Origin of the sequence: Myxococcus sp. AM009 (genome assembly GCF_013372605.1) — a bacterium.
Taxonomy (GTDB): domain Bacteria; phylum Myxococcota; class Myxococcia; order Myxococcales; family Myxococcaceae; genus Myxococcus; species Myxococcus vastator.
This window is the reverse complement of sequence record NZ_JABXEP010000034.1, coordinates 1-26,928: the sequence shown is the minus strand read 5'-3', so window position 1 is coordinate 26,928 and position 26,928 is coordinate 1. Positions and strand designations below refer to the sequence as shown.

At 73.0% G+C, this 26,928-nt stretch carries 15 protein-coding genes; 10 read left to right on the top strand and 5 right to left on the bottom strand.

Annotated features, from left to right (window positions below; translation table 11 throughout):
* Positions 1 to 48 precede the first annotated feature (48 nt).
* The 7 genes from HV824_RS11445 (at position 49) to HV824_RS11415 (ending at position 18,115) form a co-directional block, all read left to right on the top strand.
* Positions 49 to 3,225: a carboxypeptidase-like regulatory domain-containing protein gene (locus HV824_RS11445; protein WP_176423269.1), complete on the top strand. Its 3,177-nt coding sequence runs from the start codon at positions 49 to 51 to the stop codon at positions 3,223 to 3,225.
* A 50-nt stretch (positions 3,226 to 3,275) separates the two neighbouring features.
* The gene (locus tag HV824_RS11440) at positions 3,276 to 4,130 is read left to right on the top strand and encodes a phospholipid scramblase-related protein (RefSeq protein WP_176417630.1); all 855 of its coding nucleotides are present in this window, start codon (positions 3,276 to 3,278) and stop codon (positions 4,128 to 4,130) included.
* An 18-nt stretch (positions 4,131 to 4,148) separates the two neighbouring features.
* A complete protein-coding gene (locus HV824_RS11435; protein ID WP_176423268.1) occupies positions 4,149 to 6,881 on the top strand; it encodes a hypothetical protein in 2,733 nt (910 codons plus the stop codon).
* 15 nt (positions 6,882 to 6,896) lie between these two features.
* Positions 6,897 to 7,784 carry a cupin domain-containing protein gene (locus HV824_RS11430; protein WP_176423267.1) on the top strand — a complete coding sequence of 296 codons (888 nt, stop codon included), beginning with the start codon at positions 6,897 to 6,899 and terminating at the stop codon, positions 7,782 to 7,784.
* An 86-nt stretch (positions 7,785 to 7,870) separates the two neighbouring features.
* Positions 7,871 to 14,407, top strand: coding sequence for a HEAT repeat domain-containing protein (locus tag HV824_RS11425; RefSeq protein WP_176423266.1), 6,537 nt, complete (start codon positions 7,871 to 7,873; stop codon positions 14,405 to 14,407).
* A complete protein-coding gene (locus HV824_RS11420) occupies positions 14,404 to 16,257 on the top strand; it encodes an SWIM zinc finger family protein (RefSeq protein WP_176409233.1) in 1,854 nt (617 codons plus the stop codon). Before HV824_RS11425 ends, HV824_RS11420 begins: the two co-directional genes overlap by 4 nt.
* Positions 16,258 to 16,657: 400 nt before the next feature.
* Positions 16,658 to 18,115 carry a reverse transcriptase family protein gene (locus HV824_RS11415; RefSeq protein WP_176409232.1) on the top strand — a complete coding sequence of 486 codons (1,458 nt, stop codon included), beginning with the start codon at positions 16,658 to 16,660 and terminating at the stop codon, positions 18,113 to 18,115.
* A 3-nt stretch (positions 18,116 to 18,118) separates the two neighbouring features.
* Here HV824_RS11415 and HV824_RS11410 read toward each other — a convergent pair whose 3' ends face one another.
* Positions 18,119 to 18,985 (bottom strand): alpha/beta hydrolase, encoded by an 867-nt coding sequence (locus HV824_RS11410; RefSeq protein WP_176423265.1) that lies wholly within the window; start codon positions 18,983 to 18,985, stop codon positions 18,119 to 18,121.
* Between the two features lie 151 nt (positions 18,986 to 19,136).
* Here HV824_RS11410 and HV824_RS11405 point away from each other — a divergent pair, with 151 nt between their 5' ends.
* Positions 19,137 to 20,660 (top strand): GMC family oxidoreductase, encoded by a 1,524-nt coding sequence (locus HV824_RS11405; protein WP_176423264.1) that lies wholly within the window; start codon positions 19,137 to 19,139, stop codon positions 20,658 to 20,660.
* A 1-nt stretch (position 20,661) separates the two neighbouring features.
* Here the strand turns inward: HV824_RS11405 and HV824_RS11400 are convergent, their stop codons facing one another.
* The 3 genes from HV824_RS11400 to HV824_RS11390 form a co-directional block, all read right to left on the bottom strand.
* Positions 20,662 to 21,534 (bottom strand): DUF2785 domain-containing protein, encoded by an 873-nt coding sequence (locus HV824_RS11400; RefSeq protein WP_176423263.1) that lies wholly within the window; start codon positions 21,532 to 21,534, stop codon positions 20,662 to 20,664.
* Between the two features lie 117 nt (positions 21,535 to 21,651).
* Entirely contained in the window at positions 21,652 to 23,271 is a 1,620-nt protein-coding gene (lnt, locus tag HV824_RS11395; RefSeq protein ID WP_176423262.1) for an apolipoprotein N-acyltransferase, read from the bottom strand.
* Positions 23,268 to 23,921: a hypothetical protein gene (locus HV824_RS11390; RefSeq protein WP_176417638.1), complete on the bottom strand. Its 654-nt coding sequence runs from the start codon at positions 23,919 to 23,921 to the stop codon at positions 23,268 to 23,270. Before HV824_RS11390 ends, lnt begins: the two co-directional genes overlap by 4 nt.
* 81 nt (positions 23,922 to 24,002) lie before the next feature.
* Here HV824_RS11390 and HV824_RS11385 point away from each other — a divergent pair, with 81 nt between their 5' ends.
* Positions 24,003 to 24,920: a hypothetical protein gene (locus HV824_RS11385; RefSeq protein WP_176423261.1), complete on the top strand. Its 918-nt coding sequence runs from the start codon at positions 24,003 to 24,005 to the stop codon at positions 24,918 to 24,920.
* Positions 24,921 to 25,017: 97 nt separating this feature from the next.
* Here HV824_RS11385 and HV824_RS11380 read toward each other — a convergent pair whose 3' ends face one another.
* Positions 25,018 to 26,070, bottom strand: coding sequence for an SGNH/GDSL hydrolase family protein (locus HV824_RS11380; protein ID WP_176417640.1), 1,053 nt, complete (start codon positions 26,068 to 26,070; stop codon positions 25,018 to 25,020).
* A gap of 220 nt (positions 26,071 to 26,290) precedes the next feature.
* Here HV824_RS11380 and HV824_RS11375 point away from each other — a divergent pair.
* Positions 26,291 to 26,928, top strand: a 638-nt coding sequence (locus HV824_RS11375; RefSeq protein ID WP_176423260.1) for a chloride channel protein, incomplete at its 3' end; no start/stop codon positions are given.

Sequence of the window (26,928 nt, the reverse complement as noted above, 5' to 3'; positions counted from 1 at the left end):
GAAGATATGCTCCGGCTTCGACGCGGGGCTCACGCTCCGGGGGACGCAATGCGCAGACAACCGGTGGTGATGGTCGCACTCGGGGGGCTCGTGCTGCTGCTGGCCGTGGCGCTCGTCCACCGGGGGGAGGACACCGGCGAGCGGCCAGCCGCCTCCACCGCGCGGCGAACCCCATCACGGCGCGACCTCGGCGTCCCGACGCCCCCACCGCGTGGCGACCACTCGCTCCGCGGACGCGTGCTCGATTCGCGGCGCCGCCCCGCCGCGGGCATCCAGGTCTCCGCCACGCGCGACATGCCCGGCGAGTCCCTGTCCGCGCGCCCATGCGACACGCGCTCACCGGAGCTGCCCCTGTCCTCCGGAGGCTGCATCGGCGAGCCCGAGGAGCTGGTGCGCGCGCTCGTCGAGGCCGGCCACGGCGCCGCGCCCGTGGTGGCCCAGGCCCGCACCGCGGCGGACGGAACGTTCCTGCTCGAAGACCTCCCCGAGGGCCTGGTGGCGCTCTGGGCCATCGGCGAGCGCCACGCCACGCTGGCCCTGGAGGTCCGCACCGACGCCCAGGACGTGCAGCTCGTGCTCGAAGCAGGCCGCTTTCTCCCTGGCCGCGTCGTCGCCGAGTCCGGCACACCGCTGCCCGGTGCGCGCCTGACGCTCTTCCACCAGGACCACACCCGCTTCTTCGATGCCCTGGCCGACGCGGACGGCCGCTTCGCCTTCGGCCCACTCCCGCCGGGCGAATACACCGTCGTCGCCACCCGCGAGGGCCTGCTCACGGAGTCGCTCCAAGAGGTGGACGCGGAGAAGCTCGACCCCGTCGTCCTTCATCCACCGCGACGCCTGTCCGGCCGCGTGCTCGCCCAGGACAAGCCGGTGTCCGGTGCGGAGGTCCTCGTGGAGGACACGCCGCATGTCACCGTGACGGACGACCAGGGCCGCTTCTCCTTCGAGCCACTCGCGCCGGGCGACTACGAGGTGCGCGCGGCGCATCAAGGCGAGCACGGCTTCGCCACGGTGTCGCTGACCGAGGAAGGCGGGGACGCCGAGGCCACCGTGCGGCTGGGTACGCTCGTCTACGTGGAGGGCTCGGTGCGTGACGAGTCCGGACGCCCCATCGCTCGCGCCAGGGTGGGCGCCGGCGCGGCCAGGGGACGGGCGCCTCCCGCGGACGACGTCACCACGGCGGAGGATGGCCGGTTCCGGCTGGGCCCCCTGCGAATGGAGCCCTACATCTTCAACGTCATGGCCCCCGGCCACCAGGGCCAGCTCCGTGACGTGGTCGCCAGCCCCGGTGAGCGCGTGGACTTCACCCTCGCGCGCGCCCACCTCCTCCAAGGCACCGTCACCGACGCCCAGGGCAACCCCTTGTCCGACGTGGACATCGACGTGGACGACGCGCTTCACGTCGAGACCGGGACCTTCCGCGAAGAAGTCGACCCCACCACCTCGGACGAACACGGCCGCTTCGAGCTCACGTTCCCCGACCCTGGGGACTACACGCTCGTCCTCACCCGCCCTGGGCACGTCGAGGAGCGGGTGGGGGTGGACGTGCCGGGCCCCGCGCTCAGCGTGACGCTGCGCGCGGCGGGCCGGGTGGAGGGAGTCGTCACGAACACCCAGGGCGTGCCCATCCCCGGCATGACGCTCAGCCTGGTGGACACCCGCGAGGCGGTGGCTTCCCAGGAAACCGAAACGGACGCGGAGGGGCGCTTCCTCATCACCGAGGTGGGGCCGGGCACGTACACGCTGATTTCCGGGCCGGACCTCGGCGTCAGCGGGCCCAAGGCGCTGCGCACCGTCACCGTGCAAGGGACGGAGCGCGTGGAGGCCTCGCTGCGGCTGGAGACGGGCGCCCCGGTGTCCGGCATCGTCGTGGACGAACACGGACGCCCGGTGGCGGACGCGCGGGTGGACGGGAACAACTTCCCAAGGTCCCGTGACGGCGTCTTCGAAGGCACCTCCAGCGACGCGGAGGGCCGCTTCATCCTGCACCACCTGACGGAGGGCGCGTGCGCGCTGAGCGCGTCGAAGGACGGATATGTCTTCGAAGCCCCAGGCCCCACGGTGGCCGGGCGCTCCCCATTCGTGGTCTTCGCGAGGTCCGGGGCGGACGACGTGCGGCTGATGCTGCGAAGCCAGGGCCGCATCCGCGGCCGCGTGGTGCGCGGGGATGGCTCCCCCATTACCCGCTTCACCATTGACCAGCAGTCCTTCCGGGACCCCCAGGGCGCCTTCGAGCTCGCCGCCGAGTTCGAGGGCACGCAGCGGCTGACCTTCGAGGCCCCCGGGCTGACACGCGCGCTGCGCGAGGTGCGGGTCTCCGCGGGCCAGGACATGGACCTGGGCGAGGTGCGGCTGGAGGCCGGACGCAACGTGCGCGGCCGGGTGGTGGACGCGGAGACGTCGCGCCCCATCGCGGACGCCGTCGTCGAGGCCCACCTGCCCGATGAAGGGGGCTGGACGAAGGAGGTCGCGCCCATCGCCGCGGAGGCCACCGACACGGACGGGACGTTCGCCTTCGCCCCGCTGGAGGCGCGCCCGCTGGACCTGCTGGTCCAGACTTACCGGGGCCACCCCCTGAGGCGCCAGCGTATTGGCACCGGTGACGAAACACTGGAGCTGCGAATCTACCCCGGAGCCCAGGTGGACGGCACCCTGAAGGACCGCGACGGAAGGCCCGCGGAAGCCATTGTCCAGCTCGTGGCCAACGACGGGGAGTACTCCGCCTCGGTGGACGAGGCGCTGGGGACGTTCCAGGCCCGGAACGTCCCGGCGGGCACCTACACGCTGTCAGCCACCATGGGACAAAACGCGGAAGGCCGCGGCGTGACCTTCCTCCCGCGGCGCGTGACCATTCCCCCCATGGGGAAGGTGACGTTCGCCTTCACGGAGGCCACCGGCGGCGGCACGCTGCGGCTCGGCATCCGGATGCCTCCGGCCAGGCCGGGCGAAGGGCGCTACCAGGCGCTGCTGGCGGGCACGGTGCCACTGGCCGTGTCCGCTCGGGAGCTGCGCACGCGGGCCCGCTTCGGCGACATCCGCCCGGCCACGAAGAGCCAGGAGGGCGTGTGGGTGTACGAGCAGCTCCCAGGTGGGACGTACACGTTCATCGTCCTGCTCGAAGAGGGCAAGCCCGCCCGCTTCACCGTCCACCGGGAGGAGCTCTTCCTCGAAGAGGGCGAGACGCTGGAGCGCGAAATCCAGGTGATGCCGCACCCCCTGCCCTGAGCGGGGGGTGGGATTATCGGGGCGCCCGGCCCAGGCTTAGAGTGAAATGAATGAGCGACAAGCGCCCCCTCGCGGACACGACCGAGCTGGAGCTGGACTGGCGGGGCCGCGAGCCTCGCAAGCCCGAGGCGCCCGCCAGCGCGGCCCTGGAGCCGCTCTCCGAGGTCGAGGTGCCCTCCGGCGCGGGCAAGGGGCTCCCGGGCGACCCGCGCCACATGGGCACCGAGCTGCGCATGGCGCTCCAAGGAATGATGGAGACCCCCGCGCTGCGCATGCGGCAGTTTCGCGAGGGCCTGGAAATCATCTTCGGGGCCCAGACGCGCAACCGCTACGAGGTCTGCGACGACATGGGCCGCGTCGCGCTGTACGTGGAGGAGGAGGCCCGTGGCTTGGGCGCGATGCTCCGGCGGACCTTCTGGCCCTTCTACAAGGCCCGCCTGGAGTGCATGACGCTGGGCGGCATCGTGGCGCTCGTGGTGGAGCGCCCGTGGAGCCTCATCCTCACGAAGGCGGACATCCTCGCCTGGGATGGCCGGTTGATGGCGCGCATCCAGCAGCGCCTCACCCTCCTGGGGCGCAGGCTGGACATCGTCACCCCGGGCGGCGCCGTCATCGCCACCGTGAAGGGGCCCCTGTTCAGGCCCTGGACCTTCCGCGTCCTCCAGAATGACGTGGAGGTGGCCGTCGTCCGTAAACGCTGGAGCGGCTTCCTGCAGGAGAGCTTCAGCGCCGCGGACAACTTCACCCTCGACTTCCAGCCCCAGTGCACCGACTTCCGGCTGCGGCAGCTGGTGCTGGCCGTCGCCCTGCTCGTGGACCTGACGTACTTCGAGAACAACAGCTCCCGCTCCGCCCTGGGCCCCGGGCTGGACCTGTTCGACGCGTTGATGTTCTGGAAGAAGTAGCGTGGTAAATCCCCCTCCATGTCCACGTCCACGAGCGATGCGCTGAGCGCGGCAGACCTGGAGCGGCTGGTCCGCGCCGAGTCCCCTGACCTGGCCGATGCCGTCCTCGCCCTGCTCGCGCAGCCCGAGCAGCCGCCGGAGAAGCCGCTGCCGAAGGACGCCTTCACCTTCGAGGCGCTCCTGCGGACGCTCACCCAGGCCCGGGCGCACTACGAGTCGGACGGGCGGCGTCAGGCCTCCTCCGAGGCGTGGCAGCGCTACCTCGCGCAGCAGGACGTGCCCCGCCCTCCCCGCCTGGCCCTGGCCGACCTGCTGGTGGCGCTCTACCAGCGCGGCACCCAGGCCTCGCGCGCGGCGCTGATGAACATCGCCCGCCGCGCGGACCTGCGCTTCGGCCTGTGGGGCGGCCTCAAGCGCATCTACAAGCTGGCGGAGGCCAACCACGACGCGGAGCTGTTCGGCGTGCTCGCCTGGCGCTTCGACGTGGAGCGCCACCGCCCCAGCGCCAGCCGCGAGGTCTCCGGCGGCACCCTCACCTACCTGCGCCGCCGCGCGTGGCGCTACCTGCGCCACCTGGGCGCCGCCGTGCCGGAGCTCTACCCGCAGTTCGCGGTGGAGGTGCTGCGCCACTACGCGCCGGACACCTCCTGGTACGGCGTCTGGGTGGCCCACCACCTCTGGGCGCACGGCAGCGGCAAGTACTCGCAGGACTCCTTCGCCATGCCGCCGCCGACGGACATGGTGAAGCACCGCGCCTTCCCGGACGCGTGGAAGCGCTCGCCGGACGCGCTGATGCGCCTCTTGGACGTGTGTGAGTCGGACCCCGCCGCCAGCTTCGCCATCCAGGGCCTGCGCAAGGACTTCCCGGAGGCGCTGCGCAAGGTGACGCCCGCGTGGCTGGACCGGCTCGCCCGCCGGCCGCTGGGCAGCGCGCACGACTTCCTGGTGGAGACGCTGCAGGGCTCGCCCGAGTTCCACCAGGGCCGGCTGCGCGAGCTGGGCCTGCATGAGGCGGTGCTGGCGCTGCTCCTGTCCCCCAGCGCCAAGGCCCGCGCCTACGCCATCGAGTACGCCCGCGCCCACGCGCAGGACCTGCCGGCGGAGCGCCTGGAGGAGCTGGTGGCCCAGGGCGCCCCGGACGTGAAGTCCTTCGCCGCGGCCACGCTGGAGAAGCGCAACCCCCGCGAGCTGGGCGTGGCGCTGCTGGGGCGGCTGTTGCAGCACAAGGCCACGTCGGGCTTCGCGGCGGGCGCGCTGGCGCAGTCGTTCGACCGGGCGGAGCTGCCCGCGGACTTCCTGCGCGACATGTACCTGGGCACCGGTGAGCAGCTCAACTGGGTGAAGGGCTTCATCAGCTCCAAGTACGGCGCCACCGAGCTGCCCTCGGACTTCTGGAAGGCGCTGCTGGACGACCCGCGGCTGCAGAAGAAGCCCCACCCCGTGGAGAACCTGGCGATGCGGGCGCTGTCGGCCTACGCGGCCGCGGCCATTGGCCCGGAGTGGCTGCTGGAGAAGGCCGCGCATCCCCGCATCGGCAACATGGCGACCCAGGCGCTCATGCGCGCCGACAGCCTGCCCGGGCTGGACGTGGAGCAGGTGAAGGCGCGCGTCTTCAGCGCGAAGTACCGGGGCGTGGCGCTGGGCCTGCTGGGCAACCGCAAGCTGTTCACCGCGCGCCAGCTCACCGTGCCCTGGCTGCTGGCGCTGGCCCGCCGCGCCGACCCGGAGCTGCACGGCTTCGCGCACCGCTACCTGCTGGAGAACGTGGCCCCCGCGGACTTCAGTGACGCGGGCGACGCGGCCGCGGGCCTGGAGCGCCTCTTCGAGCTGGCCCTGGGCGCGAAGCAGCCGGTGCCCGTGCGCGCCTTCGCGCAGACGTACCTGCGCTGCCACCACCCCGTCATCGGGCCGGAGCAGCCGGAGTCCAAGTCCTACAACCTCAAGCCCCGCGCGCCGCGCAAGGCGTACACGCCGGAGCTGCTGTGGCCCGCGCTCACCGATTCGCGTGACGACGTGCGCCGCTTCGCCCTGGCCATTGCCCGCGCGGAGCTGCGCGCCTGGGGCTGGCACACGCGCGTGTACGAGCTGGCGGACGCCGAGGCGAAGGAGGTCCGCAACCTGGCATATGACGCCCTGCTGCGCGCGGGCGAGGAGGGCGCGGACGCCCGGCACACGCTCCAGCCGGAGGAGCTGGACCCGGTGAAGGTGTTCTCCCTCACGGAGAGCACCAAACGCAGCACACGCGAGGTCGCGGTGGAGCTCATCCGCCGGCACTACGCGCGGCTGGGCGGCGCAGAGCGGCTCGCGTGGCTGATGCAGAGCGCGGACCGCGAGGTGGGCCTGTTCGCGGTGCGCCTCCTCTGGGAGAAGCACCGGCCCACGCACCTGCCGGAGGGGTGGAAGCCCGCGGGCGCCCAGGAGGCCCCGGCCGCCAGTGGCACGGAGCGCTTCGCCAACGTGGACGCGCTGCGCACCTTCCTGCGGAAGATGCTCTTCGGCCTGCCGCCGGGCCGCGCCAAGGAGGCCCGCGAGGGCGAGGTGCAGAAGCGCCTGTCCGCCAGCGTGGCCAAGCGCCGCGTCATCGAGCTGGTGCGGGATTTGGGCCTGGACGACGCGGCCTTCGCCCGCGTGGTGGCGCCGGTGCTGGAGGAGTTCACCGGCTCGCTGGCCAAGGGGGAGTGGCAGAGCTGCCTCGCCTCGCTGGTGCGGCTGCGAGCCGCGCACCCGGATGCGCAGCTCGGCGGCGTCTGAGCAGATTGAACGCCCATGCTGCTCGATGAACTGCTGAATGGCTTTCCGCGGGAGCGCTTCCTCCAGGAGCACTACCAGCGGCGCCCCTTCACCGGCGCCTCCGCCGCGGAGCGCCTCCAGCGCCTGGGGACGTGGGAGACCCTCGACTTCCTCGTCGAGGAGACGGCCTGCGACGTGCTGCTCGCGCGCCAGGGCGTGCCCTACCCGGGAGCGCGGCCCACGACGGCGAAGGCGGCGCGGGAGCTGTTCGCGCAGGGCTACACGCTGGCGCTGCGACAGCCGGACCAGCACCACCCGGAGCTGGCCCAGCTGGCGCGCGCCTTCAGCGCGGAGCTGCACGGCCGCATCAACCTGCACATTTACTGCACGCCCGCGGGGCACCACGGCTTCGGCTGGCACTGCGACCCGGAGGAGGTGTTCATCCTCCAGACGGCGGGCCGCAAGGACTACCTGCTGAGGGAGAACACGCTCCACCCCGTGCCCCTGCCGGAGTCCGTGCCCAGCGGCTCCCTGGCGGCGCAGGAGCAGACGCCCGTGGAGACGCACGCGCTGGGCGCCGGGGACTTCATCTACATCCCGGGCGGGTACTGGCACATGGCGCAGGCCTCCGAGGAGGCGCTGTCCATCTCCATCGGCCTGATGCCGCCCACGCTCCTGGACCTGCTCGACGGGGTGAGGGCCGCGCTGGCCAGCAGCCCGGTGTGGCGGCGGCGCCTGCCCGCGCTGGGGCGTGCCTCCACGCTGGATGACCCGAGCAAGCTGGCGCTGCTGCGGGCGCTGCTGTCGGAGCTGAGTGGTGAGCTCCAGCGCCAGCTCGCCGACCCCGGCTACCCCCTGCGCTTCCTCGCGCAGACGGCCCGTTTCTATCTGCGCTCCACCGGAATCCGGGGCAACGGGCGCTGACGGGGCGCGGTCGCCGCGAACACCCGCACTGCGTGCTCTTCTATTGAGGGCGCTGGTGCTAAGAAGGGTAGCCACTGAGGAGCGTGATGCCCGTACTCGCCATCGGCAACATCGAGAAGGTCCGTGCACTCGCGGCCAACGCGCGCCTGCTGCTCGTGGGCGGCGCGCGCGCATCCGCCGCCAGCCGCGTCACCGCGTTCGAGCCGGGCACCAACAAGGTGCTGTGGAGCACGGAGCTGCCCTCCGCGGTGAACGCGCTCGCGCTGTCCGGTGGACAGTGGGCCGCGGCCGGCGCGGATGGCACGCTGCGCATCGGCGCGGTGTCCGACGGACAGGTGCAGTTCCAGCTCAACGACGTGCACCCCGGCGGCGTCACGGCGCTGGCCTCCAGCGCGGATGGCACGCTGCTCTTCAGCGCGGGCGCGGACGGCGCCGTGCGCGCCTGGGACTGGGAGTCCACGCGCAAGCTGCACGAGTGGGCGGCGTCCACCCAGCCCCTGCGCGCGGTGGCCGTGGACCCCTCCGGCACCTACGCGGCGGGCGCGGGCGACGACGGCGTGGTGCATGTCTTCACCGTGGCCACGGGCGCGCGGCGCGACATGGCCGGCCATGAAGGCGCCGTGCGCGCGCTCGCCTTCACGCCGCGCGATGGCCGGCTGGTGTCCGCCGGTGACGACGGCAAGCTGCGCATCTGGTACCTCGTCGGCGCGGTGGAGTTCGAGGTCCGCGGCGAGAAGGACACCGGCCACGCCGGCCCGGTGCTCGCCCTGCTCTTCCCGCCCACGCCCACCGTCAAGCCGGGTGAGGAAGACCCCGGCGACCGCGTGTGGTCCTCGGGCAGCGACGGACAGGTCAAGGTCTGGCGCCTGGACGTGCGCCGCAAGCCGCGCTCGCTCGACGCGGGGGGCAAGCCCGTGCAGGCGCTCGCCTTCGCCCCGCCCGCCAATCCGCGGCTGGCGAAGACGTCCCTGGGCTCCGTCTTCACGGGCGGAGATGACCGCCGCACGCACCGCTTTGGTCTCGCTCCGGATGGCTCGCCCGCGGGCGACCACGACACGTCCCAGCACGGCGTCGACCTGCTGACGGAGTCGCTCAAGGCCGGCCGGCCCCGCCGCGAAGCCGCGGTGCGCGAGGCCGCCGCGCTGGAGGAGCCGGAGGCGCTGGACTTCCTCTTCCAGGTGCTGGCCACGGAGAAGGACGTGGAGGTCCGGCGGCTCGCCGTGCGCGAGCTGGCGGACAAGGGCCGCACCGCCGCGCGCCCCAAGCTGCGCGAGCGGCTGGACGACTCGCACCCGATGGTGCGCAAGGCCGCGCTGGAGGCGCTCGTCGCGCTGGAGCCGGAGGCGCCCCTGTCCGCGCCGCGCGCGGCGCTGGGCTCGCAGCACCCAGAGGTGCGCGTGCTGGGCCTGGAGCTGCTGGCGAAGCTGGGCGGCACGTCCCCGCTGGTGCCGGGCCTCATCGCCGGACAGCTCGCGGACAGCCAGGGCGCGGTCGGCCTGGCCGCGCTGGACGCCCTCACCCAGGTGGTGCCGGGCGACGGCGCCGAGCCGCTGCGCACCGCCTTCGAGCGCGGCCCGGCGCCGCTCAAAATCGATGTGCTCGTCCGCGCCGCGGCGAAGGGGCTGCTCGGGCACGCGCAACTCCAAGCGCTGGTGGGCCGCGCGCTGGATGACGCGGACCTCGGCGTTCGCCGCGCGGCCTTCACCGTACGCGTCATGGAGCGCCGGGCGCTGTCCCACGCGCTGGAGTCGCGTGACGAGGGCTTCGCCCGGGGCACCAAGGAGGTGTCCCGCTGGCTGGCTCAGCACGCGCGCCGGGCGCAGGGCGTCGCGGGCACTCCGCCCATCACCGACGCGGAGCTCCAGGCCGCGCGCGACGCGATGCCCGCGCAGGGCACCACGGGCGCGGCCATCACCGAGAGCGACCTGGAGCCGCTGCTGGCCGCCATGGCCTGCCGCACGCCGGACACGGCCGTGCACGGCGCTCGCGGCCTGGCGCAGCTCGGTGACGCGCGGGCGCTGGGCGCGCTGCTCCAGCTCTCCCGCGAGCCGGACGCCACCATTCGCCGGATCGCCGCCTCCTCCCTCCAGGCCCTCCAGGACGCGCGCGCTCGCGAGCGGCTGGTGTGGATGCTGGATGACGAGGACGCGGACGTGCGCGCCGCCGCGCTGGACGCGGTGGTGGCGCTGGACGCGGAGGCGCCGCTGGCCTCGGCGGAGGCCGCCCTGCGCGCGGGCCACGAGGACGTGCGCGTGCGCGGCCTGGACCGGCTGGTGAAGCTGGGCGCTTCGACGCCGGGCGCGGAGCCGCTGCTGGGTGACGCGCTGGAGGACGAGTCCGGCAAGGTGCGCGGCGAGGCCTTCCGCACGCTGTGGGCCTGGAACGAGCAAGCGCCAGAGAAGGCGCTGGACCGCGCGCTGGCGGGCCGCTTCCCCGACCTGCGCCACCGCGCGGTGGAGGTGCTGGCGCAGCGCGCCGCCGAGGGCTGGGCGCTGGAGCGGCTGAAGAAGGCCGTGGAGGACCGCGACACCAGCGTGGCCACCGCCGCGTATGACGCGTGGGTGAAGCACGTGGGCAAGGAGCACGCGGAGGCCCACCTCGCGGCGCTCGCCACCACGCACGCGCCGCTGCGGGAGCACGCCGCGAAGGGCGCCGTCCACGCCCCCATCGAGCCGTTGCGCTCGCCGCTGCTCAAGCGCGTCCAGGACGAAGAGGTCCCCGTCGCCGTGGCCGCGATGGAGGCGCTGGACAAGCTGGTGCCCACCGAGAACGGGCCCCTGCTGGCCGGCCTCTCCGCGGCGCCGCTGCCGGTGCGCGTGCGCGCGGTGGAGCTGCTGGCTCCGCGTGGCGCCGAAGACATCATCGAACCGATGCGCGCGTTCATCACCGACAAGGACCTGGAGCGGCTCTACCCTCCGGCCTTCCTGGTGCCGCTGCGCATCCGCGCCGCGCGGGCCCTGGCGTCACTGGGCTCGCGGCGCCTGCTGACCTTCTTCGCCACCGTGCTGCTGCCGCACGAGCTGGGCGACCTCCAGGAGCAGGGAGGCCGCGGGCTCGCCACCGCCGCTCGCCGGGGCGACGAGGGCTTCCTGCTGGACGCGCTGGGCCACGCCAACGTGGCGGTGCGCTCCTGGGCCGCGGACGGCCTGTCCCGCCTGGGTGACGCGCGCGCCCTGCCGGTGCTCACCGGCAACCTGCGCCACGACCACCTCCCCATCCGGCTGGGCGCCATCCTCTCCTTCGCGGCCCTGGGCCCCGAGGGCGACGGCGGCCTGCTGCATGGCCTGGAGGACCGCGCCCGCGAGGTGCAGGAGATGGTGTTCGCCATCGTCCTCGCCCGTGACTTGCGCGCCAGCCGCCGGGGCGAGCCGCCCGACCTGCTCACCAGCGCCCTCTCCAGCGGCAGGCCGGAGGTCCGCTACGCGGCCGCCCGCGCGCTGGAGCTGCGCACGGAGCCGGACGCGGCGCGTGGCCAGTTGGTGGAGGCCCTGCTGCCGCCTCGGCCGGAGAAGGTGGCCGACATGAAGGACTGGCCGGCCGAAGAGGAGCGCGTGAAGTACGTCGTCGGGCTCGCGGAGGCCCTGTCCAGCCTCCAGCCCGAGCAGCGCTACGCGGCGGCCCAGGTGCTGCTGCTGCGCGACAAGCCGCTGGAGTACTTCCGCCACGCCAGGAAGGTGGCGCGGCCGAGCACGCTGGAGGCGCCCTGGAAGCCGGAGACGGCCCCCGCCAGCGCGCCCGCGCAGGCCACGCCCGCGAAGAACTGGCTGCGGCGCATCTTCTCCGCCGTGAAGACGGATGCCACCGCCGCCTCGCCCGAGGCCTCCGCCCAGGCCGAGCGGCAGCACCTGCGCCGGCTGGCCTTCGGCGCCTACGTCGGCCTGCTGCGGCAGGTGTCCACGGGCGACGACGAGAGCCACCGCGTGCGCCGCGACGCCGTGGACCGCGTGGTGAAGCTCACGCTGGAGGGCTTCGCCGGCACGCCCGCCGCCGTGGCCGCCCTGCTGCGCGCCCTGGAAGACCCTCACCAGCTGGTGCGCAAGGCCGCGCTGGCCGGGCTGAAGGAGCTCTTCCCCGCCGGGAGCGATGAGCCGCTGGCGCTGGCCCTGGCCTCGCTGGCGCCGGACGTGGCGCGCGCGGCGCTGGATGAGCTGGCCACGCGGGGTGACGCCGCGAAGCCGCGCATCACCGCCGCGCTGAACTCGCCGCTGACGGACGTGCGCCGCTACGCCTTCGAGCTGCTGGAGAAGCTCAGCCCGCCCGGCAGCCTGGAGCCGCTGCTGGCCGCGCTGGGCAGCGAGCACGCCGACCTGCGCGTGGGCGTCATCGAGCGGCTGGCGGGCGCCAACGACTCGCGCGTCACCGAGGCGCTGGGACGCGCCATGGCCAGCGAGCACGAGGACCTGCGCCTGCGCGCCTCGGAGCTGCTGGCGTGGCGCGGGGATGACCGCGCGGTGGAGGTGCTCGCCACCTTCCTGCGCGCGGAGAACGCCAACGCCGCGAAGCGCGCCACGAAGGCCCTGTCCCGGCTGGCCACGCCCGCCGCGGTGGCCGCGCTGGCCGCCCGGCTCACGTCGACCCAGGACGCCGGTGAGCGGCAGCGCCTGGTGACGGCCCTGGGCGACACCCGCCGCGCCGAGGCGCTGGACGTGCTGTCCCGCCAGTGCCTGGCGGACGAGGATGGCTCGGTCCGCGGCGCGTGCGTCACCGCCGCCATGAGCGTGGCCGGCACGTACGTGAAGAAGCGCGATGCGGCCCGGGCCGTGTCCTTCCTGCGCCACGCGGTGAAGAACCAGGACATGTCCGTGCGGCTGGCCGCGCTGCGCGAGCTGGAGCACGGCGCCGAGGCCGGCCAGTCGGAGCTGCTGGCCAGCCTCTTCTCGGACCGCTTCGCGGCCGTGGCCGCGGAGGCGGTGGAGCGCTACGCCAGGCGCGTCACCGAGCACGGCGCCCCGGTGGAGCCGCTGGAGGCGGTGCTGCGCGGCGGCTCGCGCGAGCTGATGCTGCCGGCCGCCGAGGGCGTGGCCTTCAAGGGCGGCGTCAGCGCGCTGCGGCCCCTGATGCTGTACGCCCGCGCGGGTGAAGACGGCCAGCGCGAGCGGGCCCTGCTGGCCCTGGGCACGCTGGGTGACGCGCGCGCCCTGGCCGAGCTGGAGACGGTGGCCGCGGGCGGCACGGCGGAAGCGCCCGTGGAGCCGAGCATGGTGTCGGCCGCCATCGAGGGCCTGGGCCGGCTCGCCGCGAAGCTGCCGGACGGCGAGGAGCGCCGCCGCGTCGAGGAGAAGGTGGAGGCCGCCGCGGTGGAGGGCGCCACGCTGGAGCTGCAGCAGGCCGGCGTGAAGGGCCTGCGCGCCATCGGCGGGGAGCGCGCCCGCGTGAAAATCGAGGCGCTGCTCGGCGACACGGGCACGGCGCTGCCGGTGCAACTGACCGCGGCCCAGGAGCTGGGGAAGCTCAAGGACACCGCGGCGGAGGCGGCCCTGGCCGCCGCGCTGGACGCGCCCCAGCAGGACCTGCGCAAGGAGGCGCGCAAGGCGCTCGACGTGCTGTTCCCCACCGAGCGCACGCGGGTGGAGTTCCACGCGGTGGCCAGTCGCTACCCGGACATCTCCGCGCCCGCGGCGGCCTACCTCGCCAACGAAGGCGACCCGGCGCTGCTGGTGCCCCGGCTGGCCACGCTGGACAACGTGACGCTGCGGCTGCGCCTGCGGCGCGGGCTCGCGCGCCGGGGCGCCCTGCCCCTGCCGGAGGTGGTGGCGCTGCTGGGCCACGACAAGCCGGAGGCCCGCGAGGAGGCCGCGCTGCTGGTGGGCACCTGGACGGGTGAGGCCCGCGAGCCCGGCGCGGTGGACCTGGCCGCGCTGTCCCGCGCGCTGGTGACGGCCGAGCGCCGCACGGCCACGGACTGGGCCTCCGCCGCGCCTTCCAAGCGCGCCGCGCTGGTGGCCGCCTGGGAGCGCCTGCTGTGGGCGGGCTCCCGGCTGGGCACCGCGGGCCTGGCCGACTCCGCGCGCACCCTCCTCCAGGGTGGAGAGGCGGCGGCCCCGGGCACCGTGCGCCAGGAGGCCGCGCGCGCCCTGGGCCGGCTGGGCACGCCGGGGGGCACGCTGACGCTCACCGGACAGGCTCCGGCGGCCGTGCTGACGAACGAGAAGGAGCGCGCCGCCGCGGCGGACACGCTGCGCAAGTCCCTGGTGGACCCGGACGCGCGGGTGCGGGCGGCGGCGGCGGATGCGCTGGCGAAGCTCGCCCCCGAGCGCGCCACCGCGTGGGCGCTGGAAGTGAAGCCCTTCGACGCGGTGGCCTTCGGTCCCATGGGTGCCCGGACGACGCGGGAGCTGCTGGCCACCTCCGAGGGCCGCCGGCTGTCGGTGCCGCCGCTGCTGGGCGCCCACGCGCTGGAGCCCCTGAAGTCCCTGGCCACCGACGCGAAGCCGGAGACGCGGCAGGACGCGTGGGCCGCGCTGGGCCGCCTGGGCGGAGACGACGCGGCGAAGCTGCTGCACGAGGCCGCCTTCGACAAGTCGCAAACCGTGGAGCTGCGCAAGGCCGCGTGGCGCGCCCACAAACGAGCACGCCGGGCCGCTGAGCGCGCCCGGAACCGGAAGGAAGGGAACCCGTCGTGACGACCGCCACCCGACACCCCGTCGAGCTGCGCTACGCCACCGCGAGCGACGTCGAGTCCGGCACGGACGGCTCCCGCGTCCGCCTGGCCCTGGAGGGCTCGCGCGGCACCGTGGGCGTGAGCGGCCGCGTCACCGACGCCGCCCTCTTCCGCGACGCGCTGGCCGCCACCTTCGGCATCCTCGCCAGCGACCTGCGCTACCGGGGCAAGGACCGCACCGCGTACCTCGCCTACCTGATGAAGCAGGGCAAGCGGGCCAGCGCGCTCATCTGGGAGGCGCAGAAGGCGTTCCTGGACAACGCGCTGGACGGCGAGAAGCAGCAGGACGCGGTGCTGGACCCCGTCCTCACGGTGGATCCGGACAGCGTGTCCCTGGAGGTCTTCTCCCGCGACGAGAGCGCCTACGCCCGGCTGTCCTTCGACAACCGCCTCTTCGAGGGCCGCGAGGCCGCGCACGGCTCCACCTTCCTGGACGTGCCGCCGGAGCTGCCCGCGCGCGTGGACCGGCTGCGCACCTACGTGCCCGTCTCCCTGGAGGCCCACGTCGCGCTGGCCACGCCGGCCTCCCAGCCGGCCCGCGCCCCGCGCAACGTGGAGGTGCCCCACGCCTGGCTGCGCGGCTTCCTCCAGGTGCAGTCCGCCGCCACGCTGCCCGCGAGCACCTGCGAGCTGGCGCCCATCGACCTGTACAACCTCCTCTTCGCCCTGCGCGCGCGCAAGGCGAAGAAGGCCCCGCGCGCGCTGCGCTTCGAGCTGGTGCCCGGCGCCCCGCCCCGGCTGGTGCTGGAGCCGTGGGAGCTGGTGCTGGAGTGCCACGGCGGCACGTACAACGGCACCGCGCCCGCGGTGGTGCGCACCTTCGGCCGTCAGCGGCTGGCCGCGCTCGCGCGCCTGCTTCCCCACGCGAAGTCCGTGCGCGTGCAGTTGATGGGCCCCGGCCTGCCGGTGTTCTGGGTCATCGACATGGGCGCGGCCACGCTGACGCTGGGCCTCACGGGCTGGACGGAGAGCGGGTGGTCCTCCGCCGCGGCCTTCGACGTGCTGATGCCCCGCGCGGTACCGGACGGACTGGCGGAGCGGCTCCGCGACCGGCTGCGGACCGAAGGCCCCCTGCCCTTCGACACGCTCGCCGCCAGCGCCGGCGCGCCCAAGGAGTCCGTGCGCGCGGCGCTCCAGCTGGAGTGCCTGCGCGGGCGCATCCTCTTCGACGTGGCGCGCGGCCAGTACCGTCCGCGCGAGCTGATGCCCACGCCGGTGGACGCCGCCGTCATCCGCTACGGCAGCGAGCTGGAAGCGCGGGCGCACCGACTGCTGGGCGGCGACGGCGCGCCAGGCGCGGGCGAGGTGAAGCTGACCAAGGTGCACGACGTGGTGGGCGAAGGCCTCCGCATCCACGGCGAGGTGGTGGACCGCGAGGCCCTGCGCAGCTTCTTCCCCAGCTTCACGCTGGACTTGGAAGGCCGCGTGAAGGACGCCAGCTGCGGGTGCCCGCACCACCGGCGCTCCGGGCTGCGGGAAGGCCCCTGCGAGCACCTGCTGGCGCTGCGGCTGGCCTACGCGCGCCGCCGGGCGGAGGAAGAGGCGCTGCGGCAGACGCCCGAGGGCCGCAAGCTCATCCGCGCGGAGACGCGCGCCTACGTGCGCCGGGACGCGGAGAGCGGCCTGGAGACGGTGTACCGGGTCTCCCTGGATGGCCAGGTGGTGGCGGTGGAGTGGGGCCCGCGCACGGGCACGTCGCGTCACCAGCGGCTCTGGTTCGACTCGGATGCCGAAGCGCGCGGGGCATATTTCGCGCGGCTGGAGAGATTGGCGGCTGAAGGCTACATCGACGCGGCCTCGGCCTTGGTGTAAACCCATCAACCACGGCCCGGCCGCTGCGAGCGGCCGGCAGGACAGGTGCGACGAAGAGACGACGACGTGCGCTTCACGCGCGAGCAGCCGAGAGAGGTCCGGAGTGCATCAGCCTGAGCGCCTCGAGCGCGGGAGCGGCGTTGCGCCGCTCCGGTTGGAATGCAGGACACTCTCCGCAAGGTAGCCTGTTCTTGGCTCTCTCCCTCCTAGGCACTACGGCCAGGGTGGGTAGCGGAGCCAACGACGCGACCGCCGTTTACCCACCCCGGCCGTAGTGCCTAGGAGGGGAGAGCCGGTGAGGCTACCGTGCCCCAGGTAAGATGGTGGTGCTTTCCCGGCCTCCCTCGACTGCTCGCGCCATGTCCCGTCTTCCATCGCCGCCCCCGCCCAAGGTGCAGACATGACCGCCAGGCTGGACCCGTTCGTCCCCGCAGCTTCGCCGCAGGCCGTGCCCACGCCCGAACCCACCGCGCCGGCGCCAGACGCGGCCGTGAAGCGTGAAGCGCGCCGGCTCGCTCACGAAGCGCTCCTCGTCCGCGCGAAGGCCATTGACGAAGCGGGCGGCGCCGACGAATGGGTGCAGGCGCAGCTCGTCTCCAAGGGCCTCGCGGTGGAGGACCTGGACTTCTCCAGCGCCTCCGAGAAGGACAAGAAGGCCTGGAAGGAGAAGAAGAAGGCCGAGGCCACCGAGCGCCGCGCGCTGAAGCGTCAGGCGCACGAGGCGTGGAAGGCCACGCACGTGGGCCACCTGGGCGCGGGCGTGCACTGGGTGGAGGACCGCCCAGCCGACGCCTTCGACGTGCCCCACCGCGAGGAGCGGGCCCGGGCCAACGGCCTGACGGAGCTGGACTCGGCGGAGGCGCTGGCCAAGGCGCTGGGGCTGAGCGTGTCCAAGCTGCGCTGGTTCGCGTTCCACCGCGAGGTGGACACGGCCACGCACTACGTGAGCTGGACGATTCCGAAGCGGGACGGCAGCAAGCGCACGATTACGTCTCCCAAGCCGGAGCTGAAGCAAGCGCAGCGCTGGGTGCTGTCCAACGTCGTGGAGCGGCTGCCGGTGCACGGCGCGGCGCACGGCTTCGTGGCGGGGCGCTCCATCCTCACCAACGCGCTGGCCCACCAGGGCGCGGACGTGGTGGTGAAGGTGGACCTCAAGGACTTCTTCCCCTCCGTCACCTGGCGCCGGGTGAAGGGCCTGCTGCGCAAGGGCGGCCTGCCGGAGGGCACGTCCACGCTGCTGTCGCTGCTCTCCACGGAAGCGCCGCGCGAAGCCGTTCAGTTCCGGGGCAAGCTGCTGCACGTGGCCAAGGGCCCGCGCGCGCTGCCCCAGGGCGCGCCCACGTCGCCGGGCATCACCAACGCGCTGTGCCTCAAGCTGGACAAGCGGCTGTCCGCGCTCGCGAAGCGGCTGGGCTTCACGTACACGCGCTACGCGGACGACCTGACCTTCTCGTGGACGAAGGCGAAGCAGCCCAAGGCGCGGCGGACGCAGCGTCCCCCGGTGGCCATGCTGCTGTCGCGCGTGCAGGAGGTGGTGGAGGCGGAGGGCTTCCGCGTGCACCCGGACAAGACGCGCGTGGCGCGCAAGGGCACGCGGCAGCGGGTGACGGGGCTGGTGGTGAACGCGGCGGGCAAGGACGCGCCGGCGGCCCGAGTCCCCCGCGACGTAGTGCGCCAGCTGCGCGCCGCCATCCACAACCGGAAGAAGGGCAAGCCGGCCCGCGAGGGCGAGTCGCTGGAGCAGCTCAAGGGCATGGCCGCCTTCATCCACATGACGGACCCCGCCAAGGGCCGCGCCTTCCTGGCGCAGCTCACGGAGCTGGAGTCCACGGCGAGCGCCGCCCCTCCGGCGGAGTGACGCTCAGGGCGCGAGCAACGCCGCGTCGAGGAAGTCCTTCAGCCGCCGGGGGTACGCCTCCGGCTCGGTGGCGCTGAAGTTCCCGTGCCCGGCGCCCGGGATGCGCCACGTCTGGGCGTACTCGCGCACCTGGGCGAAGAGCGCGTCGGCCAGCGGCTGTCCGGACTCCTCCGTCCCCATGACGATGAGCAGCGGCCGGGGGCGGATGCGCTCCACCGCGTCGATGGTGCGCACCTCTTCCAGGGCGATGCCGCGCCGCCAGAAGGGCACCAGCGCGCCGGCCTGCGACACGAAGCCGAAGCGACGGAAGTCATACGCGGCGGCCAGCCACAGCGTGTTGAACGGGGACAGCAGCACCACGGCGCGCACCGCCGGGTCCTCCGCCGCGACTTCGGCCACGGCCGCGGAGCCAATCGAGAAGCCGAGCGCCCCCACCCTTTCCGGGTCCACGTCCGGCTGGGCGCGCACGAAGGCCAGCGCGGCCCGCACGTCCCGGCGCTCCAGGTCTCCCCAGGTGGAGAACTCGCCCTCGCTCGCACCGTGGGCGCGCAGGTCGAAGAGCAGCACGCCATACCCCGCGGCCCGCAGGCTTCGCGCTTCGGGCAGCAGGTCCGCGCGCGTCTGGGACAGGCCATGCGCCAGCACCACGGCGGCGCGGTTCCGGGACGGTACGTACCAGCCCCGCAGCGTCAGCCCGTCCGACGTCTGAAGCGAGACGTCCTTTGCCTCGGCGAAGTCCGCGGGGCGCTCGGCCTTGAGGCGCGGGTAGTGGAAGTAGGCCTCCGAATGACGCAGCGCCCTACCGAACACCGCCAGCGCGGCCAGCAACCCCAGCGCGAGCGCTCCACCCAGCAGCCACCGCCACTTCATCTTCGTTGGACCTCGGTGAAGGGAGCTGGGGTGTTTGAACCCCAGGCGTGCAGAAGGGACTCACGTTGCTCCGCCACGTACCGGGCAGCTTACACTCCATGTAGACAACTCACAGTGCCATCAAAGACGGCACTGTCGCGCCAGGAAAGCCGTGGGCACATCCAGGACGATGTTTGACGTGGTGGTGGTGGGCGGGGGCGCCTGCGGCGGCTGGACGGCCAAGCAGCTCACGGAAGCGGGCTTGCGTGTCCTGGTGCTCGAAGCGGGCCGAGGCATGGTCGCGGACCGGATGCTGTGGATGTTTCACCGCCTGCGCCAGTCCTTCGGCTACCTGGCGGAGACGGACGACCCGCGCAAGGTGCGCCAGTCGGTGCAGAGCACCACCTTCGCGTGGCCCTTCCACCCGCACGCCTTCGTCGACGACGTGGACAACCCCTACACCACGCCGGAGGACCAGCCCTTCACGTGGATTCGCGCGCGGCAGGTGGGCGGGCGCACGTCGGTGAAGGCGCACGGGCGCCAGTTCTACCGGCTGTCTGACTTCAACTTCAAAGCAGGCACGCAGGATGGGCAGGGACCGGACTGGCCGCTGACGCTTTCGGAGCTGGCGCCGCACTACGAGACGGTGGAGCGGTGGATGGGCCTCCAAGGCAATGCGGATGGCCTGGACATGCTGCCGGACTCCGTCTTCGCGGGGGCCCTCACCATGACGCCCGCGGAGCAGCGCCTGAAGGAACAGGTGGAGGGCCGGTGGCCCGAGCGCCACGTCATCGTCCGCCGCACGGCGGGAGCGCCCGTGACGATTCCCGCCGCGCTGAAGACGGGCCGGCTCACGCTGCGCACGAACGCCGTGGTGGACCAGGTGCTGTACGACGCGGCGACGGGGCGCGCTTCGGGCGTGCACTATTTCGACGCGAAGTCGGGCAAGTCCCACGAGGCCCACGCGCGGGTGGTGGTGCTGGCGGCGGGGGCGATTGAGTCCACGCGCCTGCTGCTCAACTCGCGCGGCAGCGCGTTCCCGGACGGCCTGGCGAATTCGTCGGGGCAGCTGGGCCGCAACCTGATGGACCACACGTACCTGCTGGGCATCGAGGCGAAGATGAACCTGCCGCCCGAAGCCCAGCGGCAGGAGCAGAGCTGGGCGTACATCCCCCAGTTCCGCAACGTCGCCACGAAGGAGCAGGACTTCGCGCGCGGCTACGGCGTGCAGGTCTTCACCTTCGGAGACAACTGCCACTTCGTGCCCTTCGGGGAGATGGTGCCGCGCGCGGAGAACCGCGTGACGCTCAGCCCGACGGTGAAGGACCGGTGGGGCATCCCCGCCGCGCACATCGAGTGCCGGCACTCCGCCAACGAGCTGAAGATGGCCGAGGACGCGGTGGCGGCCTGCAAGGAGATGATGGAGGCGGCCGGCTTCACCGTGGAGAAGGCCAACGCCACGTTGTCCACGCCGGGCATGGCCATCCACGAGGTGGGCACGGCGCGCATGGGCACGGACCCGAAGACGTCGGTGCTCAACCCCCACAACCAGAGCTGGGATGTGCCCAACCTCTTCATCAACGACGGCGCCTGCTTCCCGTCCCAGGGCCCGCAGAACCCCACGCTGACGATGATGGCCCTCGCCGTGCGCGCCAGCGCTCACCTCGTGGCGGAGCTCAAGGCCGGGCGGCTGTAGCTCACGGCACCTGCTTCAACGCCGCGCGGATGGCGGGCGCGAGCTTCGTGTCCGCCTCCACGAACAGGCTCAGCAGGAAGGCGCGGAGGTCATGGCGCCGCGCCAGCCACGCGCCGTCCTTGTAGGCCTTGCTGGCGGCCCCGAGCCGGGGGAGCAGCGCGGCGAACCAGGCCCGCCACTCCTCCTCCGAGTAGATTCCGCGCCGCGCGAGGAACAGGACCGGGCGCGCCAGCCGCTCGGGCTCGCCGAAGACATAGGCATGCGCCTGCTCCGGCACGGCCTGCGTGGCGACCGCGGCGAGGATGCGGTCGGCCTGCGCGCGGTCCAACGCCGGGTTGAGGCTCAACTGCATCAACCAGTCGCTCCCGTGCGCCACGCCATGGCGCCAGCCCGTCGCCTCGTCGAAGCCGCGATAGTCGCGGACCGACTCCACATAGCGAGCGGCCGACTCGACCATGGCCGTGCGCTCCTCCGCCGTCATCCACGGCTTCACGCGGTCCACGCGCGCCACCTCCGAGAGGACGAGCGCCGCGAACGGCTTGCGGAAGCCCGCCGCGTCCGCGCCCGCGAGCATCCCTTGCAGCGCGTCCCGCAGCCCACGCAGCGCCGCGGCGTCGAGCTTCCCGTCGCGCAGCCACCGCGTCAGCGCTTCGTAGGCGACGCCATCTCGCAGCGCGGGGTCCGGCGAGCCCAGACAACCGAGCAGCCCCTTCACCAGCGCCTCGCGCGCGGCGGCGTCCGGGACGTCGAACTTCGTCGCCTTCAAGGCGGCCAGTGACTCCCGGGTGCTTCCTTTCGGGGGACAGGTGGCGGAGGCCGAGGCCGAGGCCGAGATGAACAGCGGCACGACAGCGAGCGCGCGAAGCCACGTCATGAGGAGAATCCCAGGGAGCCAAACCTCCCGCCCCGTGTTCGGAGATGAGCTCGGACGACCCTAGCCCATCCCCGCGCGCCGGATGGCCCCAGGTGGTTCGAGCGGCCAGGCGACCGCTCAGGGACGAGCCCTCCGCCGCGCCAGCGAGCCCCCCGCGAGCAGCCCCACCGCGGCCAGCAACGCCAGGGGACTCAGCCAGTCTCCCCACGCCAGGGCGAGCGTGGACAGCGACGCCGTGGCGGGCACGCGCATGGTGAGGCCAGCGCGCTGGTCGTCGTCCACCTCGGCCACCACCGCGCCCGTCGCGTCGATGAGCGCGGACACGCCCGAGTTCGTCACCCGGACCTGCGGACGCCGCGTCTCGATGCTGCGAAAGGCCGCGTGCATCAGGTGCAGCCGGGGCGCGGGCGTGCCGGTGAACCAGGAGTCATTGGACAGCGTGAGCAGCAGCTCCGCGCCCTGCCGCACGCCCTGCGCGACATACTCGGGGAAAATCGTCTCGTAGCAGATGAGCGGCGCCACCCAGAGCTGGCGCCCGTCGCGCAACGTGAAGCGCACGGCCCTGGGCCCGGGCCCGCGCTTCCAGCGCCCGGTCCACGGCAGCCACTCGCGAAGCGTGGGGGTATCGATGAGGTCCGGCACCCACTCCGTCAGCGGGAAGAGCATCGTCTTGCGGTACGCGGCGCGTTCAGGCGCGCGCCCCGGTGAAGACGGGCCCAGGAACATGGCGGCGTTGAACTCGCGCTCGCCCTCCAAGTCGTAGGTCCCGAAGACGAGCGGCACGCCGCGCTCGGAGACGTAGCCGGCAATCTCCGCGTCCAGCGCCGCGCCCGTCTCGCTGCGCGGCGTGCCAAAGGGCGTGGGGTACACCGTCTCCGGCCACACCAGCAGGTCCACCGGTCCGTCGCGCAGCAGCGCGTCCGACATCGCGTAGTGCGTGTCGAGCACCCTCCGCACGACTTCATAGGCGCCCAGCTCCGCCTTCAGCTTCTCGTACCGGGTGATGTTCGCCTGCACCGCGCCCACCACCAGTCCACCGTCCGCCCGTGTCGCCGCGCGCGCCTGTGCATGCCGCAAGGCCCCGTACCCCGTCAGCCCGAGCACCAGCCCCGCCAGCCCCGCCGCGGGCCTCCAGGCGCTCCGCGCGCCCTGGCCCCTCCAGGCACGAAGCGCCGCGAGCACGCACTCGTTGCCCAGCAGCAACACCAGCGTGAGGCCCGGCGCGCCCGCCACGTCCGCGCCCTGGCGCTGCCACTCGGACGCATAGAGCCCGTGCCCCAACGTGTCCGCGAAGAGCTTGGGCGTGATTCCCTCCATGCCCACGTACGCGAGCGTCCCCACCAGGGGCGGCAGCCAGCCCTGCCCCTCCCGCGCCAGACGCCGCGCCGCGTACCGGGCCAGCGCGGCGGCGGCGAACTGGAGCTGGAGCAGCGGCGCCACCAGCAGGAACAGCGCCCAGCCGACCGCCGTGGGCGCTCGCGAGTACGCCTGGAGCGCGCCCGGGAACCAGTGAAAGACGGCGGCGGTGAACGTCACGCTGAGCAGCACGCCCAGGCCCAGCGCCTCGCGCGCGGAGCGGGCCCTGTCCAGCGCCGCGAGCCAGGGCACCATCGCCACCCAGCCGAGCGCCAGCCAGTGCGCCTCCAGCCGCCCGAACAGCGCGAACAGGACCGTGGTCCCCACGACGCCGAGCAGCGCCGCGCCCAGGTGCCGCCCGCTCCCCTGGACGTCGTTCACCGCGGAGAGGCCCCGTGCTCCGCGCCCTCGGGCAGCTCCAGCCGCTGGATGGGCATTCCGGGCGGGGCCAGCTCTTCGGGCACCAGCCCGTCGGGAGGCACGGGAACCGGCTGCCCGTTCGCATCCGTGGGTGGGGTGTCGGGATGGAACATCAGCACGGCCGCCACGAGCTCACCCGAGTCCGTGTACTGGAAATGGCGCACGTACCCGGGCGGCAGCTCGAAGTCGTCGGGGACGACGAGGCCCTTCTTGATGGGCTTCGTCCCGGGCCGGTAGAGCTGGAGGCCCGTCGGTTCGGAGTCCATGTCGGGCTCCTGGACGTCGGCGTCGGTGGCCAGCTCGGCCACGGGCTCCGCGACAGGCTGTGGTGCTGGGGCCGCGACGGCAGGCGTCCGCGGCCGAGGCGCGCGGGCGCGCACTTCAGGCGGGGGAGGCGGAGCGGGCCGCGGCACCTCCGCGAGCGGCGGCGGCGCTTCCACCTGGAGGCCTGACGAACCCCACCAGACGCTCCAGCCAATGCACGCGAGCGTGAAGACAAACGCGCCGCCCACGAGCCACGCGCCCGGGCCCTTCCCCGTGCGAGCAGGCGCGATGTGCGTGACGCCGTCACTGTCGACGCGCCGCTTCGGTGTAGGGGATTGCGGCCTCATGTTCGCGCGAAGACCTCCGGGCTGCGTATGCTACGGAGCCACTCCCCCCGAGGCAAACACAGCGCCTTTCCGCTCACCCTCATGAGCTCTTCGTCCAATCTCGTCACCGACGCCCCCGGCGCGCCACCGCCCGCGACCACGCCCGAGCCCGCTCGCTTCGTCGTGCACGCCTGGACCCCCGGGCTGCGAGGGCTCGCGGTGGTGACGCAGCTCGCCGCGCTGGGCGCCCTGCTCCACTTCAGCGCGCAGCTCTGGATGGCGCTTTCCGATGGGAGCCAGCAGCCGCAGCCCGTGCCCATCATCATCGGACTGGTGCTGCGAGTCGCGCTACCGCTCGCGTTCGTCTCCGCGCTGCGCCGCGGCCACCGGGCCACCGTGGACGTGGACACCCACCAATGGACCCTGACGCTGCGCGGCGGCGCCCGGATGGAGCTCCCCTTCGAGGCCGTGGCCGCGGTGCGCCCCTGGCGGCTGCCGCTCCCGGGACCTGGCCTGGCGCTGCGGATGCGGTCCGGCCGCGCCTTCAGCCACGCGCTGGAGGTGGAGGACGCGGTGCCCCTGCTGCGCGCGCTGGACCGGCATGGGGCACTGGGCGCCGCGCAAACCCACACGCTGGTTCGCTACGCCCAGGCGCGCCAGGCCCTGTGGCGCCGGCGCTGGTACCACCTGATGGGGAAGTTCGTGCTCTTCCCGCTGGTGCCCACGGCCATCCTCTTCCGCGCGAACCAGGTCATCTCGTTTGGAGGCGCGCTGGGTGAGTACAGGATGTACGGGTTGGACGCGTACCTGCGCTCGTTCGGCCGGTACTACGTGCCCATCTCGTTGGGCCTGCTGCTCTTCGCCTGCGGCTGGCGCGTCGTCGCGGAGAGCGCGGCGCTCCTGGCCGCGTGGCGGCTGCCGGCCTGGACGCGCGGGGCGCGGCGCGCGGCGGAGTGGCTCTGCCGCCTCGCCTACTACGCCGGCCCCCTCGCGTTGATTGGCGCGCTCTTCCTGACGTGACGTGCGCGCCACGCCCTGGAAACGACAAGGCCTCCGGTTCCCGAAGGCAACCGGAGGCCCAGGCACCGCGCCCACGTTTCAGGCGCGGTCGCCGCGACTACGGCTGGGCGGGGTTGAACTTCGCGCTCTCGAAGCCCATGCGGTCGTGACCCGTCTTGTTCCAGGTCGAGGTGTCCGTGGGCAGCGCGCCGGTGCCGCCAGAGCTGGAGATGGTGCCCCCGGTGTAGGTCGGGTGGACGTCGTCCGACTGGAGGTAGTCGTAGCTGGTGCTCGAGTTGACGAAGTGCGTGTTGGAGTCGCGCAGCGTGGAGCGCAGCGTGACGGAGATGCGCTGGACGTACGCCGCCTCGGACTCGCCCTGGACGTAGCGGATGGCCGCGGAGTCCACCTTGCCATCGCCGTTGGAGTCATAGTCCGCGGCCATGTACTCCGCGAACGAGTCCGCGCACTTGAAGCCGTAGCGCGCCGCCAGGCTGCACGCGCGCCAGTTGCTCCGCGCCAGCAGCGGCAGGAACTTCTCCCGCTTGTTCACGACCTGGCCCGTGGCGGAGTCCCGGCACTGGGTGTTCACGTTGTCCGCGTTGAAGCCCGGGTAGTAGATGTTGGAGATGATCTTCGTCGCGCTGGCGGGCGCGTACTGGTTGATGGTCTGCATCGCACGCTCCATGTACGTGGTGCAGGTCGCCAGGGCGGACTCCAGGCCGGAGTAGTTACAGGTGCCCGACTGCCCCGAGAAGGCGCTGCGCGCCTGGAGGTAGTCGTTGCCACACATCTCGAACATGACGACGCGGGTGTTGGCCGCCTGCATGTACGAGCGCTCGGAGACAATCTTGTTGTTGTAGATGTCGTCCGCCTTCGCGCCGGACTTGGTGCGGCGGATGACCTCCACGTCGGCGTTCCACTTGCGCGCCAGGTCCTCGCCCTGCACCACCGGCGCCGCGCGGCGGGCCACGTTCCAGAAGAAGACGCTGCCGTTGTAGCCGGCGTAGATGGAGTCGCCGTAAGCCACGACGCGGTACTTCGTCGACGTCGACGGCTGGTCGATGGTCCACGACGTGTTCTGGTTGATGGTGCTCGCCATCGCGCTACCACCGACCGTGACTGCCGCGCACATGGCAACGATGGACATCCCGTTATGACGGAAAGACATGCCCCGCTCCTTTGGATTCCCGCTGGGGGTTTTTGGGGGAGCGCGCACGCTACATGGCGTCGATTCGCAAATCACCTCGAAACAGGAATAACGCACCAAGTCAGAATTGCTGGTGTTGATATGACCTCACCCCCGGGTGAAGGGGTGTCGTCAGAATGACGCGGAGCAAGCCTTTGACGCGGTGTTTCATCATGTTTCACCCAGGCCCGGAGTGTTTCACGTGAATCTTTCTCGTGGCACTAGAGCGCTGCTGCAATGGCTGCTCCTGGGGAGCCTCGTGGGCGTCGTCTGCGGCGTGGCGTCCGCGGTGTTCCTCTACCTGTTGGATGAAGCGACGCACTTCCGGGAAGGGCACCCGTGGCTGGTGTACGCGCTGCCCGTCGCGGGTTTGGTGCTGGGGTCGGTGTACGCGAAGTGGGGCGGGCCCATTCGCGGGGGGAACAACCTGGTGCTGGACACGGTGCACGCGAGCGACGCGCAGGTGCCGGTGCGCATGGCGCCCATGGTGCTGGTGGGGACGGTGCTGACGCACCTGTTCGGCGGCAGCGCGGGCCGCGAGGGCACGGCGGTGCAGATGGGCGGCAGTCTGGCGGACCTGGTGGCGCGGCGCTTCCGGGTGGGGCCGGACACGCGCCGCGAGCTGCTGGCCGCGGGCATCGCGGGAGGCTTCGGTTCGGTGTTTGGCACGCCGATGGCGGGGGCGGTGTTCGGGCTGGAGGTCGTCGTGGTGGGGCGCATGGGCTACGAGGCGCTGCTGCCCGCGCTGGTGGCGTCGGTTGTGGGGGACTTGGTGACGCGGGGGCTGGGCATCCACCACACGCCGTATCCGGCGCCGGGGGCGCTGCCTTTGACAGTGGT